The organism is Amycolatopsis sacchari (assembly GCF_900114035.1).
GTDB lineage: Bacteria > Actinomycetota > Actinomycetes > Mycobacteriales > Pseudonocardiaceae > Amycolatopsis_E > Amycolatopsis_E sacchari.
Genome location: NZ_FORP01000004.1, coordinates 259,864 through 275,951, shown reverse-complemented (window position 1 = coordinate 275,951; position 16,088 = coordinate 259,864). Strand labels below are relative to the sequence as shown.

The following is a 16,088-nucleotide window of genomic DNA, read 5'->3' as shown; positions in this document are numbered from 1 at the left end:
AGTTTGTCTTGCCAACTAGTTTGGTTGGCAAAACAAACTAAAGGAGCAATTCTCATGAAAGCTGCCGTCGTTTCCGCGTTCGACGCTCCGCCGCGCTACCAGGACTTTCCCGACCCCACCGCCACCGGGCCCGACGAGCTGGTCGTCGACGTGCTCGCCGCCGGGCTGCACCCCCGCGTCCGCTCCCAGGCCAACGGTTCCCACTACACGACCACCGGCGAGCTCCCGCTCGTGCCGGGCGTGGACGGGGTGGGCCGCGGGCCGGGCGGGCGGCTCCGCTACTTCGTCCTCCCCGAGACGACACTGGGTTCGATGGCGGAGCGGACCGTGATCGACGTCCGCCGCAGCGTCGTGCTGCCCGAGGGCAGTGACGTGCTCGCCGTCGCCGCCGCGATGAACCCCGCCATGTCCTCGTGGGTCGCCTTGCGCCGGCGTGCCGAGTTCCAGCCCGGGCAGGACGTCCTCGTCCTCGGGGCCACCGGCAACGCGGGACGTCTCGCCGTGCAGATCGCCAAACTGCTCGGCGCCGGGCGCGTCGTCGCAGCCGGGCGGGACGAGGCGCGGCTGAGCGCGGTGGGTGCGAGCGAAACCGTGCCGCTCGACCGCGTCGCGGAAGCGGCCGACGTCGACGTGGTGCTCGACTACGTGTGGGGCGAGCCGACCGCCGCCGCGATGGCCGCCGTCGTCACCCACCGCGCCGACCGGGGCAAGCCCTTGACGTGGATCGAAATCGGGTCCGTCGCCGGGCCCACCGCGGCGATCCCCTCCGCCGCGCTCCGCGCCGCCCGCCTGCGGATCATCGGCAGCGGACAGGGCTCGGTGACCCCGCGCGACATCATCGCCGAGCTGCCGTCGCTCGCCGAGGAGATCACCCGCGGCACGTTCGAGATCAACGCCCGCCCGGTCGCACTGTCGGACGTCGAACAGGCCTGGGCGGAATCCACCAGCACGACCGAGCGCCTCGTGCTCACGCCCTGACGCCGGAGCGGGCTGGCCGCCGGGTGCGAGCGGTCCGCCATGGCGGGTGCCGTGAACGGCGAGCGCCTTGTGCTCACACCCTCACGCCGGAGCGGGGCGAACCGCCGGGTGCGAGGGCGGGTGGCGGCCCGGCCCCGTGCACCGCGGGCGCCTTGCGCTCACGCCCTGACGCCGGAGCGGCGCGAGCCGCCGGATGCCAGGGCGGTGGCGGCCCGGCCCCGCGCAGGACCGAGCGCCTTGCGCTCACGCCCTGGCGCCGGAGCGGGCTGAGCCGCACCGCCGAGCGCTCACACCCGGACGCCGACGGGCAGCAGCAGGGTGAACGTCGAGCCGGAGACGTGCACCAGCCGCCCGCCGTCGGCTTCCGCGAGGCTGCGCGCCAGCGGCAGCCCGATGCCGTGGCCGCCCGACTTCCTCGTGAACAGCTGCTGCCCGGGCGCCACACCCTCGCCCTCGTCCGACACGTCGACGGCCAGCACGCCGCCCGCGTCCCTCGCGGTCACCCGGACCGTGCCGCGCCCGTGCGTGTAGGCGTTGTCCACCAGCACGTTCAGCACCTGCCGGACCGCGGCCGCCGACGCCTGCGGCCGCGGCGCCTCATCCGCCGAAATCCGGATCGCCCGGCCCCGCGCGGCCAGCGGCTCGCCCCACGTCGACTCCAGCTCCGCCAGCAGCGCGTCGAGATCCGCGACCTGCGTGGCCGTGGTGTCCCTCGCGAGCACGAGGAGGTCGTCGACTGTCCTTTCCAGACGGTCGGCCGCCTCGATCGCCGTGCGGACAGCCGGTCTCGGATCCGCTGGCGACTCCAGCGCGGCCTCCAGCTGCAGCCGAAGCCCGGCCAGCGGCGTCCGCAGCTGGTGCGAAGCGTGCGCGGAGAACGCCCGCTCCCGGTCCAGGGTGTCCCCGATGCGCCGGGCCGCGCTGCCCAGCGACTGGCCGAGCGAGTCGATCTCCGGCACCCCCGACATCGGGGCGCGCACGGTGAAATCGCCCTCTCCCAGCACTTTCGCCGCCCCCGACAGGTCTTCGAGCGGCCGGGCGAGGCGGCGTGCCATGCGCCGGGCGAGCAGCCACGCCACACCGACCGACACCAGCGCGAGCCCGAGTATGATCGAGCACAGCAGCGCGGTGTGCAGGTGCGCGGCATACCGCGGCTTCTCCGCGCGGACCACGCCGAGCAGCGCCCCGTCGTCCACGATCGGGACCGCCGCGACGAACGCCGAACCGGTGTCGTCCAGTTCGGTTTCGCCGTCGAAGGCCTCGGCCACGGCCTCGTCGGCGAACCGCGGGCCCTCCCCGCCGCGCAGCTCCCCGGAGGGGAAGTACACCGCCAGCCGTGTCTCCGCCGGTGCCGCGGGGAGCCGGGGCGCGGCGGCCCCCTTCAGCTCGTCCGAAATGGACAGTGCCGCGCTGATGGCGACCCTGCCCACCTCCGTGCGCTCGTCCTCCCAGCCGGTGTGGGCGAGCAGCACGGCCAGCGGCACACCGAACAGGACGACCGCGACGACGGTCGCGGCGATGGCGAGGGTGACGATCCGCCTGCGCACGTCATGCCTCCGTCGGCAGTTCGAGGCGGTAGCCGTGCCCGCGCAGCGTGGAAATGCGGGGCGCCTGCTCCGGCGCCGGCGCGCCTTCGGCGAGTTTCCGGCGCACCGAAGCGATGTGCACGTCCAGTGTCTTCGTCGAGCCGTACCAGTGCGCGTCCCACACCTCGGTCATCAGCGTCTCCCGGCTCACCGCGGTGCCCGCCGCCTCCGCCAACCGGGCGAGCAGGTCGAACTCCTTGGCGCGCAACAGGATCTCCTGCCCGGCGACGCTCGCCTGGCGACTCGCCGGGTCGACGACGAGCGCGCCCACCACGATCGTCTGGCGGGCACCGGACGGGCCGCGCCGCAGGTGCGCCCTGACGCGCGCGAGCAGTTCGCCCAGCCGCACCGGTTTGGTCAGGTAGTCGTCGGCGCCGGCCTCCAGTCCCAGTACCACGTCGATCTCGTCCTGCCGCGCGGTCACGATCACCAGCACGGTCTGCGGCTGGAGCGCCCGCAGCCGGCGGCACACCTCGACCCCGTCGAGGTCCGGCAGGCCCAGGTCCAGCAGCACCAGGTCGAACGCGGTGCGCTGCGCCTCGTGCAGGGCGACCGTGCCGTCACGGACCCAGCACACGTCGTGGCCGTGCAGCCCGAGGCTCGAATCGAGCGCCTGTCCGATGGTGCGGTCGTCTTCCACGAGCAGCAGTCTGGCCACCTCCGCAGCATAAACCAGAAAGCGGAACGAAGGCCTTGCCTCGCGATTACCTTCCGTTTGCCTTGGCCCGCCTAGCGTCGGTGCCGTGACGACGAGAGCGCATGCCGAGTTCGCCGTGATCGCGGCCGTCGGCGCGGTGCTCGTGGTCGGCTACCTGGACTTCGCACTGGTCCGCCTCGTCGACCCGATCACCGATCCGGTCAGCGACTACGTGTTCCACAACGGGTTGCTGTTCGTGCTGGCCGTGGCGTTGCTGATGGCGGGCGGGATCGCGACCCTGGCCGGGGCGAGCCGCGCCGGTGCCGGACCGCCGAGGTCCGCTGTAGTCCTTTTTAGACTATGGCTTGCCGGGCTGGCCCTGGTGGCGGTGTTCCCCGCCAACCCCACCGTGGACGTGTCGACCACCTCCGGCAGCATCCACCGGCTCGGCGGCGCGGTCTTCCTGACCTGTCTCCCCTTCGCGTCATGGCTGCTGTCCAGGAACCTGGCGGCAGATCCACTGTGGACGATCACCGCAGAGCGGCTCCGGTGGTGCGCGCTGGTGACGTTCGTGACCGGCGGGCTCTTCGGCCTCGCGCAGTTCCTGCCCTGGCTGCCGCTGGGCCTGCTGGAGCGGATCGCGCTGGCCGCGCAGGTGGTGCTGGTCGTCGTGCTGGCGCTGGAGATCAGGCGGGTGGCGCGATGATCGTGCTCGCGATCCTGCTCGCCGTGGTGGCGGCCTCCTGTTTCGCCGCCTCGGTTTCCCTGCAGCACGGTGCGGTGCGCGAGACCGGCCACGGGCTGTCCCCGCGCCTGATGCGGTCACGACGCTGGCTAGCCGGAACCGCGCTGGGGGCGACCGGCGCCGGCTTGCACGTCGTCGCGCTCGCGCTGGCGCCGCTGGCGGTGGTGCAGCCGATCGGGGTGCTGAGCCTGGTGCTCACGGTGGTGTTCAGCAGCCGCGCCCGGCTGTCCGCGGTGCTGGCGGTGTGCGTGGGCACGGCGGGGTTCGTCCTGGTAGCGGCCACGTCGACCGCCGCGTCGGCCGACGTGGACCCCGTGGGCGTGCAGGTGCCGGTGCTGGGCGCGCTCGTGCTCGCCGGCCTCGCCGTCGCCATCAGAGGGCGGCTGCGCTGCCTGCTGCTCGCCACCGCCGCGGCCGTCCTTTTCGGACTCGGCTCCGCACTCATCAGGGCCGCCACCCAGGACTTCGCGCTGTGGCCTGCCGCCGAATCCGCGGTGCTGATCCTGCTCGGCGGCTGGCTGGTGCACCGCGCCTACGACAGCGGCTCCCCGGCGGTCGTCGTGGGTGCCACGACGGTCGTCGACCCCATCACCGGCGTCGCCGTCGGGCTCTGGCTCTACGGCGAGTCGGCGGTGCTGGCACCGGGGCAGGCGGTCGCACTGGCGGCCTTCGCGGCCCTCTCCGTCACCGGTGTGCTCGTGCTCGCGAAAGAAACCCCTCCACAGAAAGGAACCCGCATGCCGCACGGCGACGGGCTGAAGATCCTCATCGGCGCGGACACGTTCCCGCCGGACATCAACGGCGCGGCGAACTTCGCCGGGCGGCTCGCGCAGGGCCTGGCCGGGCGCGGGCACGACGTGCACGTGGTCAGCCCCGCGACCGCGGTGCCGATCGGGGCCCGTGGCATCACGCGGCACCCGGTGTCCTCGGTGCGCACCCCGTTCCACCCGACGTTCCGCGTGAGCCCGCCGTGGCGCGCGACCCGCGAGGCGGAGGCGGTGCTGCGGCGGGTCCGGCCCGACGTGGTCCACGTCCAGTCCCACTTCCCGGTCGGCCGCGCGGTGCTGCGGGCCGCCCGCAGGCAGGGGATCCCGGTGGTGGCCACGAACCACTTCATGCCGGAGAACCTGCTGGGGTACGTGCCGGTGCCGCGCGCGCTGCGCGGGCCGGTGGTGCGGTGGGCGTGGCGTGATCTCGTGCGGGTGTTCGGCGCGGCACAGGTCGTCACCGCGCCGACGCCGCGTGCGGTGGACCTGCTGACCACCCACGGCATGCCGGGCAGCCCGCTCGCGATCTCGTGCGGGATCGACCTCGCGCACTACCCGCCGCACGAGACCGCCGGGAAGACGGTGCTGTTCGTCGGGCGCCTCGACGCGGAGAAGAACGTGGACGAGCTGATCAGGGCGGTGGCCGTGCTGCCGGACGTGCGGGCGGAGATCGTCGGCGACGGCGGCTGCCGCCTGGCGCTGACCGCGCTCGCCCGGGAGCTGGGAGTCGCGGACCGGGTCCGCTTCCGCGGGTTCGTGTCCGACGCCGAACTCGCGCACGCCTACCGCGAGGCCGACCTGTTCTGCATGCCGGGCACCGCCGAGCTGCAGAGCCTCGCCACGATGGAGGCGATGGCGGCGGGACTGCCGGTGGTGGCCGCCGACGCGGTCGCCCTGCCGCACCTGGTCAGGGACGGGGTCACCGGGTTCCGGTACCCGCCCGGCGACGTGCCCCGGCTGGCCGCGGCCATCGGGGAGGTCCTCGGCAGCCCGGCCACGGCGACCGCGATGGGCAGGGCGGGCCGCGAGCTGGTCTCGCGTCATGAGATCGGGCACACCCTCGACGCCTTCGAGGCCGCCTACCGGAGCTGCTGGGCGGAGGAGCCGCTACCCGCGGCCGGCTGAGCCGGGACGTCCACTGTGGACAGCGGATTTCAGTATCTGGGAAGTCGTCCGGAAGGCCCTCCCGCGTTTTAGCGTGATCGTGTGTCCCTCCGATCCGCATCCCGTCTCCTGCCTCTCGCCGCCGTCCCTGTGCTGCTCGCGGCCGCCTGCTCGGCGGGCGCGAGCAGCACCGACGCCGGGCCGCCCCGGCCCGGCGGCACGCTGACGCTCGCCGTCGGCTCGAACCCCGACTGCCTGGACCCGCAGCAGGCCAGCACGAACGCGAGCCTCAACGTGGGGCGGCAGCTCGTCGATTCGCTCACCGACCAGGACCCGCGGACCGGCGAGATCAAGCCGTGGCTCGCCGACACCTGGCAGGTCAACGCGGACGCCACGAGCTTCACGTTCCACCTGCGCCCCGGTGCGACGTTCTCCGACGGCACCCCGGTCGACGCCGCGGCCGTCAAGACCAGCTTCGACGGCATCAAGGCGCTGGGCGTCAAGGCGGCGCTGGGCTCGGGGTACCTGGCCGCGTACCGGGGAGCGGCCGTCGTGGACCCGCAGACCGTGCGGCTGGACTTCTCCGTCCCCAGCGCGCAGTTCCTGCAGGCCAGCTCGACGATGTCGCTCGGCGTGCTCGCCCCGGCCGCCTACGCGAAGACCCCTGACCAGCGCTGCCAGGGGGACGGGCTGATCGGCTCCGGGCCGTTCGTGTTCACCAGCTTCAAGCAGAACTCGGACGTCGTGCTGAGCAAGCGCAAGGGCTACGCGTGGGGCTCCTCGCTGTGGCAGCACCAGGGCGAGGCGTACCTCGACGCGATCGACTACAAGATCGTGCCGGAACCGGGTGTGCGCACGGGCAGCCTGCTGTCGGGGCAGCTGTCGGCGACCACCGAGGTGCAGCCGGTCGACGAGGCGCAGTTCCAGGGCGGCGGTTTCGGCGAGCAGACGCGGCCCAACCCGGGCATCGTGTTCAACCTGCACGCCAACACCACGCGCGGCGTGCTGACGGACGAGGCCGTGCGGCAGGCGGTGAGCGCCGGGATCAACCGGCAGGAGGTCGTCGACACCGTCCTGAGCCCGAACTACAAGCCCGCTACCAGCATCCTCGCCACGACGACCCCGCTGTACACCGACCTTTCGCCGGAACTGGCGTACAACCCGTCCCGCGCCACGCAGCTGCTCGACGCCGCGGGCTGGGTCCCCGGGCCGGACGGCATCCGCGTCAAGAACGGGCAGCGGCTGTCCGCGGCGGTCATCTTCTCGCCGGTGTTCAACCAGAACCAGAGCGTGCTGGAGCTGATCCAGCAGCAGCTCCGCAAGATCGGCTTCGACCTGCGCATCGAGCTGCACACCACCGCCGAGACGACGCAGCTGCAGCAGGCGGGGAACTACGAGTTCCTCTGGTACAACGTGACCCGCGCCGACCCGGACATCCTGCGCAACATCTTCTCCACCAAGGCGGGCAACCGCAGCAAGCTGGCAGCGGGCAACCCGCTCGACGCCCAGCTGGACGCGCAGGCGGCCGCGCTCGATCCCGCGGTGCGGAAGCCGGCGGCGGAGCAGGCGCAGCGGCTGGTCGTCGAGCACGCCTACGCCATCCCGGTGTTCGAGCTGACCCAGGTGGTCGCGTTCGGGCCGCAGGCGCACGCGATCGGGTTCGAGGCGTCGTCGCGGCTGCAGCTGTTCGACACGTGGGTGTCGGGCTCGTGACCGGCTACCTGCTGCGGCGGGCCGGGCAGGCGCTCGTCGTGCTGTGGGCGGCGTTCACGCTGTCGTTCGTCCTGCTGTACCTGCTGCCGGGTGACGCCGTGCTGGCGAAACTCGGCGGTGGTGAGGCGGCGGCGACCGTGACGGGTGCGCAGCTGGCGCAGGCGCGTGCCGAGTACGGGCTGGACGACCCGTGGCCGGTGCAGTACGGAAAGCGCTTGCTGTCGGCGCTGCACGGCGACTTCGGCCGGTCCATCGCGACGGGTGACAGCGCCACGCACATGGTGGTGGCCGCGTTGCCGCCGACACTCGCGGTGGCCGGGCTCGGGCTCGTGCTGGCGGTCGTGCTCGGTGGCGGGGCCGCGCTCGCGGGCACGTACACGCGGGCGCGCTGGCTGGGCACGCTGCTGCTTTCACTGCCACCGCTGGGCATCTCGCTGCCGGTGTTCTGGGTGGGCCTGGTGCTGGTGCAGATCTTCTCGTTCCAGCTGCGGCTCCTGCCCGCGCTGGGCAACCAGGGGTTCGCGTCGGTGATCCTGCCCGCGCTGACGATCTCCCTGCCGACGGGAGCGGTGATCGGGCAGGTGCTGGCGAAGAGCCTGCGCACGCAGCTCGCCGAGCCGTACGTCGAGACGGTGCGGGCCAAGGGCGCTTCCCGGTCCCGTGTCCACTTCGGACACGCCTTGCGCAACGCCGCGATGCCCGTGCTGACGATGGTCGGCGTGGTCGCCGGACAGCTGCTCGCGGGCTCGGTGGTGACGGAGACCGTGTTCTCGCGTGACGGGGTCGGGCGCATCACCACCTCGGCGGTCACCGGGCAGGACATCCCCGTCGTGCAGGCCGTGATCGTGCTCGCCGCGTTCTTCTTCGTCGTGGTGAACCTCGCCGTCGACCTGCTGTACCCGCTGCTCGACCCGCGGGTGCGGCGGGATCCGGTGGCGCGGGCCGGGAAGGAGCTGGTCCATGGCTGACGTACTCGCGGTGCGCGCCCGCGCCGGGTTCGTGCTGCGGCGGCCCGGGCTGGTGCTGGCGGTGCTGGTGCTCGTCGTCGTGGTGGCGTGGGCGCTCGCGCCGGACCTGTTCACCTCCTACGACCCGCTCGCCGGGGTGCCGCGGCAGAAACTCCAGGCCCCGTCGGGTGCGCACCTGTTCGGCACCGACGAGACCGGGCGCGACGTGTTCGCGCGCGTGGTGCACGGGGCCGCGCTTTCCCTGCGGGCCACGGTTTCCGCGGTGCTCATCGCGCTGGTCGCCGGGTCGGTGCTCGGGCTCGTCGCGGGTGCCCGTGGCGGCTGGCTCGACTCGGTGCTGATGCGCGTGATGGACGTGCTGCTCGCCGTGCCGCCGATCCTGCTGTCGCTGGCGCTGGTCACCGGGCTGGGGTTCGGCACGACGAAGGTCGCGATCGCCGTGGGCGTGGCGAACGTGGCGCACTTCGCGCGGCTCATGCGTGCGGAGGTCCTGCGTGTGCGGGGCAGCGTCTACGTCGAGGCGGCCCGCGCGGGCGGGGTGCGCTGGTTCGGGGTGCTGACCCGGCACATCCTGCCCAACGCGGCCGGGCCCGTGATCGTGCTGGCCGTGCTGACGTTCGGCACCGCGGTGCTGGAGATCTCCGCGCTGAGCTTCCTCGGCTACGGCGCGGCGCCACCCACGCCGGAGTGGGGCTCGCTCGTCGCGGGCGGGCGCGCGTACCTCGCGAGCGCGTGGTGGATGACCACGCTGCCCGGGCTGGTGATCGCCGCGGTGGTGCTGTCCGCGAACCGCGTTTCCCGTGCCCTGGAGGGAGAACGGCATGACTGACCTGCTCGTGGTCAAGGACCTCGCGGTGTCCTACCGGGTGCGCGGCGGTACGGTGCCCGCGGTGCGCGGGGTCGACTTGTCCGTCCGGAGTGGACAGTGCCTCGCCGTGGTCGGCGAGTCGGGTTCGGGCAAGAGCACCACCGCGCACGCGGTGCTCGGGCTGTTGCCGAAGGGCGGCCGCCTGGAGCGCGGGTCGATCACCTTCGACGGGCAGGAGCTGACCGGGCTGTCCGAGAAGGCGTGGCGGCAGGTGCGCGGGCGGCGGATCGCGTTGATCCCGCAGGACCCCGGCGTGTCGCTGGACCCCGTGAAGCGCGTGGGCGACCAGGTCGCGGAAACCCTGCTGGTGCACGGGCTGGCGACCCGCCGCAGTGCGCCTGCCGAAGCCGCGGATCTGCTGCACCGCGCGGGGATCGACGACCCGGCGCTGCGGGCGCGGCAGTACCCGCACGAGCTGTCCGGTGGGCTGCGCCAGCGGGTGCTGATCGCGGCGGCGCTCGCGGGCAGGCCGCGGCTGGTCGTCGCGGACGAGCCGACGAGCGCACTCGACGTGACCGTGCAGCGCCGCATCCTCGACCACCTGCAACAGCTGGCCTCCGAGGAGAACCTCGCGCTGCTGCTCATCACCCACGACCTGGGCGTCGCCGCCGACCGGGCCGACGAGATCGCGGTGATGTCACAGGGGGTGGTCGTCGAACGCGCGCCGAGCGCGGAACTGCTGGCCACCCCGGGGCACGCCTACACGCGGCAGCTGCTGTCCGCGGCGCCCAGCCTGTCCGCCGAACCACTGCGCCCGCGGCGTGCCGAGGGAGAGCCGCTGGTCGAGGTTTCGGGACTGCGCAAGGACTTCGGCCCGGTGCGGGCGGTGGACGACGTGTCGTTTTCCCTCGCTCGCGGGCGGACTCTGGCGCTGGTCGGCGAGTCCGGCTCCGGCAAGTCCACCACCGCGCGCCTGCTGCTGCGGCTGGAAACCCCGGGCGCCGGGACGATCCGGTTCGACGGGCAGGACGTCACCGGCCTGCGGGGCGAGGCGTTGCGGCGGCTGCGGCGGCGGATGCAGCTGGTCTACCAGAACCCGTACGCGGCGCTGAACCCGAAGCTGACGATCGCCGACCTGGTGACCGAACCGCTGCGGGCGTTCAAGGCGGGCGGGCGCGGTGACGCGGCGGCGTTGCTGGACCAGGTCGCGCTGCCGTCGAGCATGCTCAAGCGCAAACCCGCGGAACTGTCCGGCGGGCAGCGGCAGCGCGTCGCGATCGCGCGGGCGCTGGCGTTGCGGCCGGACCTGGTGGTGTGCGACGAACCGGTGTCCGCTTTGGACGTTTCGGTGCAGGCGCAGATCCTCGACCTGCTGGTGCGCCTGCAGGACGAGCTGGGGTTGGCGTACCTGTTCATCTCGCACGACCTCGCCGTGGTGCGGCAGATCGCTGACAGCGTGGGGGTGTTGCGTGCGGGGAAGCTCGTCGAGTACGGCCCTGCGGACGAAGTCCTGCACCGGCCCTCGCACGAGTACACGAAGGAACTGCTCGCGGCGATCCCGGGACGGGCGAAGGAGGTGGCGTGAAGTTCGCCTTGTTCTCGCTCGTCGCGCACTACGGCGGCGGCAGCCAGCACGAGCGGTTGCGGCGCGTGATCGACGAGGCCGTGTTCGCGGAGGAGCTGGGGTTCGACGCGTACGGGGTGGGGGAGCGGCACGGTGAGCCGTTCCTGTCTTCCGCCCCGCCGGTGCTGCTCGCGGCCGTCGCGGAACGCACGGCACGCGTGCGGCTGCTGACCACGCTGACGGTGATCAGCGTGCTGGACCCGGTCCGCGTCGCCGAGGACTACGCGACGGTGGACCAGCTGTCGGGCGGGCGGCTGGAGCTGATGATCGGCAAGGGCAACGATCCCCGGCACTTCCCGCTGTTCGGGCTGGAGGAGGCGCGGCAGTGGGAGTACCAGGAGGAGAAGTTCGAGCTGCTGCGGCGGCTGTGGTACGAGGAGGAGGTGACGTGGTCGGGCCGGTTCCGGCCGCCGCTGGACGCGGTGACCACCCAGCCGCGGCCGTTCACCGCGCGGCCGCGGATCTGGCACGGCAGCGCGTCGAGCACCGAGTCCACCGAGCTGGCGGCCAAGTGGGGTGACCCGCTGTTCACCGCCAACGGTTTCCACCCCAAGCGGAAGTACGCCGAGCTGATCGACCACTACCGCCGCCGCTGGGTGGACTACGGCCGCGACCCGGCGGATGCGCTCGTCGGCTCGGGTGCGGGCGGGCTGTACGTGGCGAAGACGTCCCAGGAGGCGGTGGACGGGTTCCGGCCGCACTTCGAGGCGCTCGTGAAGACCCCGGCGTACCAGCACAACCGGTCGGAGTTCACGACGCTGGAGGAGAAGATCGCGGGTGGCTCGGCGCTCGTCGGCAGCCCGCAGCAGGTGATCGACAAGATCGCCGACTACCACGCCTCGTTCGGGCACCAGGTGCAGGCGGTGTCCGTGGACGGCCTCGGCGCCGGCGAGGCCAGGGACGTGCTGGAGTTGTTCGCGGCGGAGGTGATGCCCGTCGTCCGGCGGGAGCTGCCGTCCGCGGTGTGGGGGTAGGAGTTGCGTAACGCGGGGTGGGGTGACGGAATGCAGAACCCTTGTCGGCGGCCAAGGGGGTAGCCACCGCCCGGCCGGGAGTTGCGTAACGCGGCGCCGGGGTGACGGCTGGGGCATGCAGGGCAAGTCGCCACCACCGAAGCGGCGCCGTGTGAGAGAAGCCGCCGTCCGCGGTGTGGGGGTAGCCGCCCGCAGGTGGGAGTTGCGTAACGCGGGGTCGCGCCCGTCGTGCGGCGGAACCCCCGTCCGCGACCAAGAGGATAGCCATCGCCCACCAGGTGGGAGTTGCGTAACGCGAGGCGGGGTGACGCCTGGGACATGCAGGGCACGGCGCCACCACCGAAGCGGCGCCGTGCGAGAGAAGCCGCCGTCCGCGGTGTGGAGGTAGCCAGCGCCCAGGCGCGAGTTGCGTAACGCCGGGTCGCGCCCGTCGTGCGGCGGAAACCCTCGTCCCCGGCCAAGGGGGTAGCCACCGCCCGGGCGCGCATTGCGTAACGCGGCGCCGGAGTGACGGAATGCGACACCCTCCTCCCCAGCCAAAGGGGTAGCCACCGCGCCCGCCACCGGGTAGGAATTGCGTAACGCGAGGCGGGGTGACGGAAGGCGGACGGGGTGGCCGGGGACTGCGCGGTGTGCGGCAAGCCGCTGCCTCGTCGCGGGCGTGGCCGGGGTGCGGTCTACTGCTCGGGCGCGTGCCGTCAGCGGGCCTACCGGACGCGCCGGTCGCCCTCCGGGGAGGAGGCCGTCACCGGACTCGTCGCCGAGATCGAGCGGCAGGTCAAGGGGCTGGCGCTCCGGCCGCCCGGCACGTTCTACGAGGACGTCAGCACCCTGTCCACCCAGGTGGGGCGCCTGCGGCGGATCGCGCGGCTAGCGGCCGAAAACGTCACGCCCGACGCCGTTACGGAATCGCCGGGCCTGGACGAGATCGCGTTCGCCGGGCTGGTCGAGCCGCACCGGGGTGAGCTGCGCGTGCACTGCTACCGGATGACCGGCTCGTACGACGACGCCGACGACCTGGTCCAGGAGACGCTGCTCAAGGCGTGGCGCCACCGCGACGACCTCGAAGACCTCGATTCGGTGCGGTCCTGGCTGTACCGCGTCGCCACCAACGCCTGCCTCGACTTCCTCCGCCGCGCCCAACGCAGGCCACTGCAGTACGAGCCGGTGCCGGGCATCGACTCCGGAGACGGCGAGCCACCGGCCCGTTTCCCCTGGTTGCAGCCCTATCCCGACGAGGCGGACCCGGACGTGGCCGCCGTGTCGCGGGAGACGATCGAGCTGGTTTTCCTGGCCGCGATCCAGTTCCTGCCACCCCGGCAGCGGGCCGTGCTGATCCTGCGGGACGTGCTCGACTGGCCCGCCGACGAAACCGCGAAGCTGCTCGGCATGACCGTCCCCGCCGTCAACAGCGCGTTGCAGCGCGCCCGGCCCACGCTGCGGGAACGGCTGCCCGGCAGGCGCGCCGACTGGAGCCTGGGGCAGGCCGGCGCGGAGGAACGCGAGACGCTCCGCCGGTACATGGCGGCCGCCGAGCACGCCGACGTGTCCGCGATGGCCGAGCTGCTGAGCGCCGACGCCGTGCTCACGATGCCGCCGAACCCGGTGTGGTTCACCGGCCGCGACGCGATCATCCGCCAGGTCGGGCCGGTGTTCGACCCGGGCTCGCCGCGGTACTTCGGCGAGTGGCGGTACCTGCCGACCTCGGCCAACCGCATGCCCGCCGCGGCCGGGTACGTGCGGCGGCCGGGCACCGCCGTGTACCGCGCCCAGCTGCTCGACGTGCTGCGGGTCGAGAACGGGCACGTCGCCGAGATCACCACCTTCGAGCCGCACCTGCTGCCCGCGTTCGGCCTGCCGCTCACCCTGCCGATGAGTGATCGCGCCGGCGTGCGTCGTAGGGGATGACACGGTTGCCGAACCCAAGGAGCACGACATGACCAGCACCTCGCCGATCCGCATCGAGCGCAGCTACCCCGCCCCCGCCGAGCGCGTGTGGGAGCTGTGGACGACCGCCGAAGGCATCCAGCGGTGGTGGGCCCCGGACGGCTTCACCGTCCGCGTCGACGAGCTCGACCTGCGCCCCGGCGGCACCCTGGCCTACACGATGATCGCCACCGCCCCGGAGCAGGTCGAGTTCATGAAGAGCGCCGGGCTGCCGCTGGAAACGCCGTCGCGCAAGACGTTCACCGAGGTCACGCCGGTGAGCCGGCTGTGCTACACGTCGCTGGTCGACTTCGTGCCCGGCGTCGAGCCGTACGAGGCGCTCACCGAGGTCGAGCTGCGCCCCACCGCCGAGGGCGTCGAGGTCACGATGACGATGGAACCCCTGCACGACGCCGTGTGGACCGAGCGGCTGGTGCAGGGCCGGGGCAACGAACTCGACAACCTGGCGAAGGTGCTGGGCGAGTCGTGACGCCGGGGGAGGGGACGGCGGGCCGCCGTCCCCTTCGGTGCGGCCGTCAGAGCTGTGAGGCGCCGCCGTCCACGGGCAGCTCCGCGCCCGTCGTGTAGGTGGCGTCGAAAGCCAGGAACAGCACCGCCTTCGCCACTTCGGCCGGGTCGCCGAAGCGCCGCATCGGGTTGCGCGTGGTCATGTCCTCCCTGGTCTGGTCGGCGGCCTCCTTCGGCAGGGTCTTGTCGAGGATGCCGGTCTCGATGGGGCCGGGGCTGACCGCGTTGACCCGGACGCCGCGGGGCAGCAGCTCCTGCGCGAGGCTGCGGGTCAGCGAGCGCAGCGCCGCCTTGCTGGCGGCGTACACGCTGAGCATCGGCAGGCCCCGGACGTTGGCCACGGACGTCGTCAGCACCACACCGCCGCCGGGCGCCAGCAGCGGGGCCAGTTTCTGCGCCGTGAAATACGGGCCCTTGGTGTTGACGGCCAGTATTTCGTCGTACAGCTGTTCCGGGGTTTCCTCGAAAGCCGAGAAACCGGTGATCCCCGCGTTGAGGAACAACGCGTCGATCGTGCCGAACTCGGTTTTCACCCGGTCGGCCAGCTCGTCGATGTCGGTCATCGACGAGCTGTCACTGCGGACGGCGATCGCCTTGTCTCCCAGCCTTTTCGCGGCATCCTCCAAAGTGGACTCGGTGCGCCCGGTGATCAGCACCCGTGCGCCTGCGGCGACGAGCAGCTCGGCCGTGTGGAAACCGAACCCGCTGCTCCCGCCGATGATCACCACATTCTTTCCGTCGTACTTCCCCATTGTGCTGAAACCTCTCCGGTTCGTTCTGGTATTTCCCAGTCAAGGCGAACCCGGGGCGGCTGTCCAAGACCTGTTCCGCAGGACGCCATAGCCGATCGGTATGACGCGTACCCTGGTGCTGTGCCTGACGTTCCCGATCTCGATCTCCGGCTGGTGCGGTACTTCACGGTCGTCGCGGAGCACGAGAACTTCGGCCGCGCCGCGACCGCGCTGCACCTCGCGCAGCCCTCGCTCAGCCGCCAGATCCAGCGGCTGGAGGACCTGCTGGGCGTCCGCCTGCTCGACCGCGGCCCCCAGGGCAGCAGTCTCACCGACGCGGGCCGGGCGTTCCTCCCGCAGGCGCGGGCGCTGCTGCACACCGCCCGCGAGGCCACCCTCGCCGCCCGCGCGGCCGCCCCGCGGCCCACGCTCACCATCGGCTACATCGAGGACTTCGTCGTGACGCCGGTGGTGCGGGAGCTGCGGCACCGCCACCCCGGCGCGCGGATCACGGCGCGCCACCTCGACTGGCACGCCGCCGGCGCGCTGCTCGAACACGAGGTGGACGCGCTCGTCGCGCGGCTGCCGATGGCGCTGCCCGCCGCGCAGGTCCAGGTGACGGTGCTCTACGAGGAGCCGTTCGTGCTGGTCGTGCCCGCGTTCCACCGGCTGGCGGGCAAGGAGTCGGTCTGGCTGGACGACCTCGTCGGCGAGGGGCTCGTGACGTGCAGGCAGACCGGCGCGGCCTTCACACCGCCCGAGGACGTGACGGTCGTCGAGAGCATCGAGGACAAGCTGGAGCGCGTCGCGGAGGGGCGCGCGAGCGGCCTGCTGCCCGCCGGTGACCGGCGGCTAGCCCTGCGCCCGGACCTGGTGGCCATCCCGGTCGAGGACGCCGAGCCCTGCCGGGTGGTGGTGGCGACGCGGGCGGCCGATCCGAACCCCCTGCTGCCCGCGTTCCGGGCGGCGGCGAAGGCGCACCTCACAGCGGCTGCTTGA

Annotated in this window: 14 protein-coding genes; 11 read left to right on the top strand and 3 right to left on the bottom strand. The window is 72.6% G+C overall.

Features of this window, described 5'->3' with window-relative positions; genetic code table 11:
- Positions 1-54 precede the first annotated feature (54 nt).
- Positions 55-978: a quinone oxidoreductase family protein gene (locus BMZ92_RS09870; RefSeq protein ID WP_091505458.1), complete on the top strand. Its 924-nt coding sequence runs from the start codon at positions 55-57 to the stop codon at positions 976-978.
- Between the two features lie 287 nt (positions 979-1,265).
- Here BMZ92_RS09870 and BMZ92_RS09865 read toward each other — a convergent pair whose 3' ends face one another.
- Both BMZ92_RS09865 and BMZ92_RS09860 read right to left on the bottom strand, forming a co-directional pair.
- Positions 1,266-2,525: a sensor histidine kinase gene (locus BMZ92_RS09865; RefSeq protein ID WP_091505457.1), complete on the bottom strand. Its 1,260-nt coding sequence runs from the start codon at positions 2,523-2,525 to the stop codon at positions 1,266-1,268.
- A gap of 1 nt (position 2,526) precedes the next feature.
- Complete coding sequence (locus BMZ92_RS09860) at positions 2,527-3,222, bottom strand: response regulator transcription factor (RefSeq protein ID WP_091505456.1); 696 nt, start codon at positions 3,220-3,222, stop codon at positions 2,527-2,529.
- 85 nt (positions 3,223-3,307) lie between these two features.
- Here BMZ92_RS09860 and BMZ92_RS09855 point away from each other — a divergent pair, with 85 nt between their 5' ends.
- The 9 genes from BMZ92_RS09855 (at position 3,308) to BMZ92_RS09815 (ending at position 14,320) form a co-directional block, all read left to right on the top strand.
- Entirely contained in the window at positions 3,308-3,907 is a 600-nt protein-coding gene (locus BMZ92_RS09855; protein ID WP_091505455.1) for a DUF998 domain-containing protein, read from the top strand.
- A complete protein-coding gene (locus BMZ92_RS09850; protein ID WP_091505454.1) occupies positions 3,904-5,838 on the top strand; it encodes a glycosyltransferase in 1,935 nt (644 codons plus the stop codon). The genes BMZ92_RS09855 and BMZ92_RS09850 overlap by 4 nt, the downstream gene beginning before the upstream one ends.
- Before the next feature lie 81 nt (positions 5,839-5,919).
- Complete coding sequence (locus BMZ92_RS09845) at positions 5,920-7,530, top strand: ABC transporter substrate-binding protein (protein ID WP_091505453.1); 1,611 nt, start codon at positions 5,920-5,922, stop codon at positions 7,528-7,530.
- The gene (locus BMZ92_RS09840) at positions 7,527-8,498 is read left to right on the top strand and encodes an ABC transporter permease (RefSeq protein WP_091505642.1); all 972 of its coding nucleotides are present in this window, start codon (positions 7,527-7,529) and stop codon (positions 8,496-8,498) included. The genes BMZ92_RS09845 and BMZ92_RS09840 overlap by 4 nt, the downstream gene beginning before the upstream one ends.
- Complete coding sequence (locus tag BMZ92_RS09835; protein ID WP_091505452.1) at positions 8,491-9,327, top strand: ABC transporter permease; 837 nt, start codon at positions 8,491-8,493, stop codon at positions 9,325-9,327. The genes BMZ92_RS09840 and BMZ92_RS09835 overlap by 8 nt, the downstream gene beginning before the upstream one ends.
- Positions 9,320-10,891, top strand: a complete 1,572-nt coding sequence (locus tag BMZ92_RS09830; protein WP_091505451.1) for a dipeptide ABC transporter ATP-binding protein — start codon at positions 9,320-9,322, stop codon at positions 10,889-10,891. Before BMZ92_RS09835 ends, BMZ92_RS09830 begins: the two co-directional genes overlap by 8 nt.
- Entirely contained in the window at positions 10,888-11,904 is a 1,017-nt protein-coding gene (locus tag BMZ92_RS09825; RefSeq protein ID WP_091505450.1) for an LLM class flavin-dependent oxidoreductase, read from the top strand. Before BMZ92_RS09830 ends, BMZ92_RS09825 begins: the two co-directional genes overlap by 4 nt.
- A 612-nt stretch (positions 11,905-12,516) precedes the next feature.
- Positions 12,517-13,812 (top strand): sigma-70 family RNA polymerase sigma factor, encoded by a 1,296-nt coding sequence (locus BMZ92_RS09820; protein ID WP_091505449.1) that lies wholly within the window; start codon positions 12,517-12,519, stop codon positions 13,810-13,812.
- A gap of 28 nt (positions 13,813-13,840) precedes the next feature.
- Positions 13,841-14,320, top strand: coding sequence for an SRPBCC family protein (locus BMZ92_RS09815; RefSeq protein WP_091505448.1), 480 nt, complete (start codon positions 13,841-13,843; stop codon positions 14,318-14,320).
- A gap of 46 nt (positions 14,321-14,366) precedes the next feature.
- Here the strand turns inward: BMZ92_RS09815 and BMZ92_RS09810 are convergent, their stop codons facing one another.
- On the bottom strand, positions 14,367-15,110 hold the full coding sequence (locus tag BMZ92_RS09810) for an SDR family oxidoreductase (RefSeq protein ID WP_091505447.1): 744 nt from the start codon (positions 15,108-15,110) through the stop codon (positions 14,367-14,369).
- A gap of 120 nt (positions 15,111-15,230) precedes the next feature.
- On the opposite strand from BMZ92_RS09810, the gene BMZ92_RS09805 reads away from it, so the two are divergent.
- Positions 15,231-16,088: a LysR family transcriptional regulator gene (locus tag BMZ92_RS09805; RefSeq protein WP_091505446.1), complete on the top strand. Its 858-nt coding sequence runs from the start codon at positions 15,231-15,233 to the stop codon at positions 16,086-16,088.

Bases quoted from the DNA above. Each gene is read 5' to 3' on its own strand.
- BMZ92_RS09870 (WP_091505458.1), top strand. From the start codon at position 55: ATGAAAGCTGCCGTCGTTTCCGCGTTCGACGCTCCGCCGCGCTACCAG.
- BMZ92_RS09850 (WP_091505454.1), top strand. From the start codon at position 3,904: ATGATCGTGCTCGCGATCCTGCTCGCCGTGGTGGCGGCCTCCTGTTTC.
- BMZ92_RS09835 (WP_091505452.1), top strand. From the start codon at position 8,491: ATGGCTGACGTACTCGCGGTGCGCGCCCGCGCCGGGTTCGTGCTGCGG.
- BMZ92_RS09830 (WP_091505451.1), top strand. From the start codon at position 9,320: ATGACTGACCTGCTCGTGGTCAAGGACCTCGCGGTGTCCTACCGGGTG.
- BMZ92_RS09815 (WP_091505448.1), top strand. From the start codon at position 13,841: ATGACCAGCACCTCGCCGATCCGCATCGAGCGCAGCTACCCCGCCCCC.
- BMZ92_RS09810 (WP_091505447.1), bottom strand. From the start codon at position 15,110: ATGGGGAAGTACGACGGAAAGAATGTGGTGATCATCGGCGGGAGCAGC.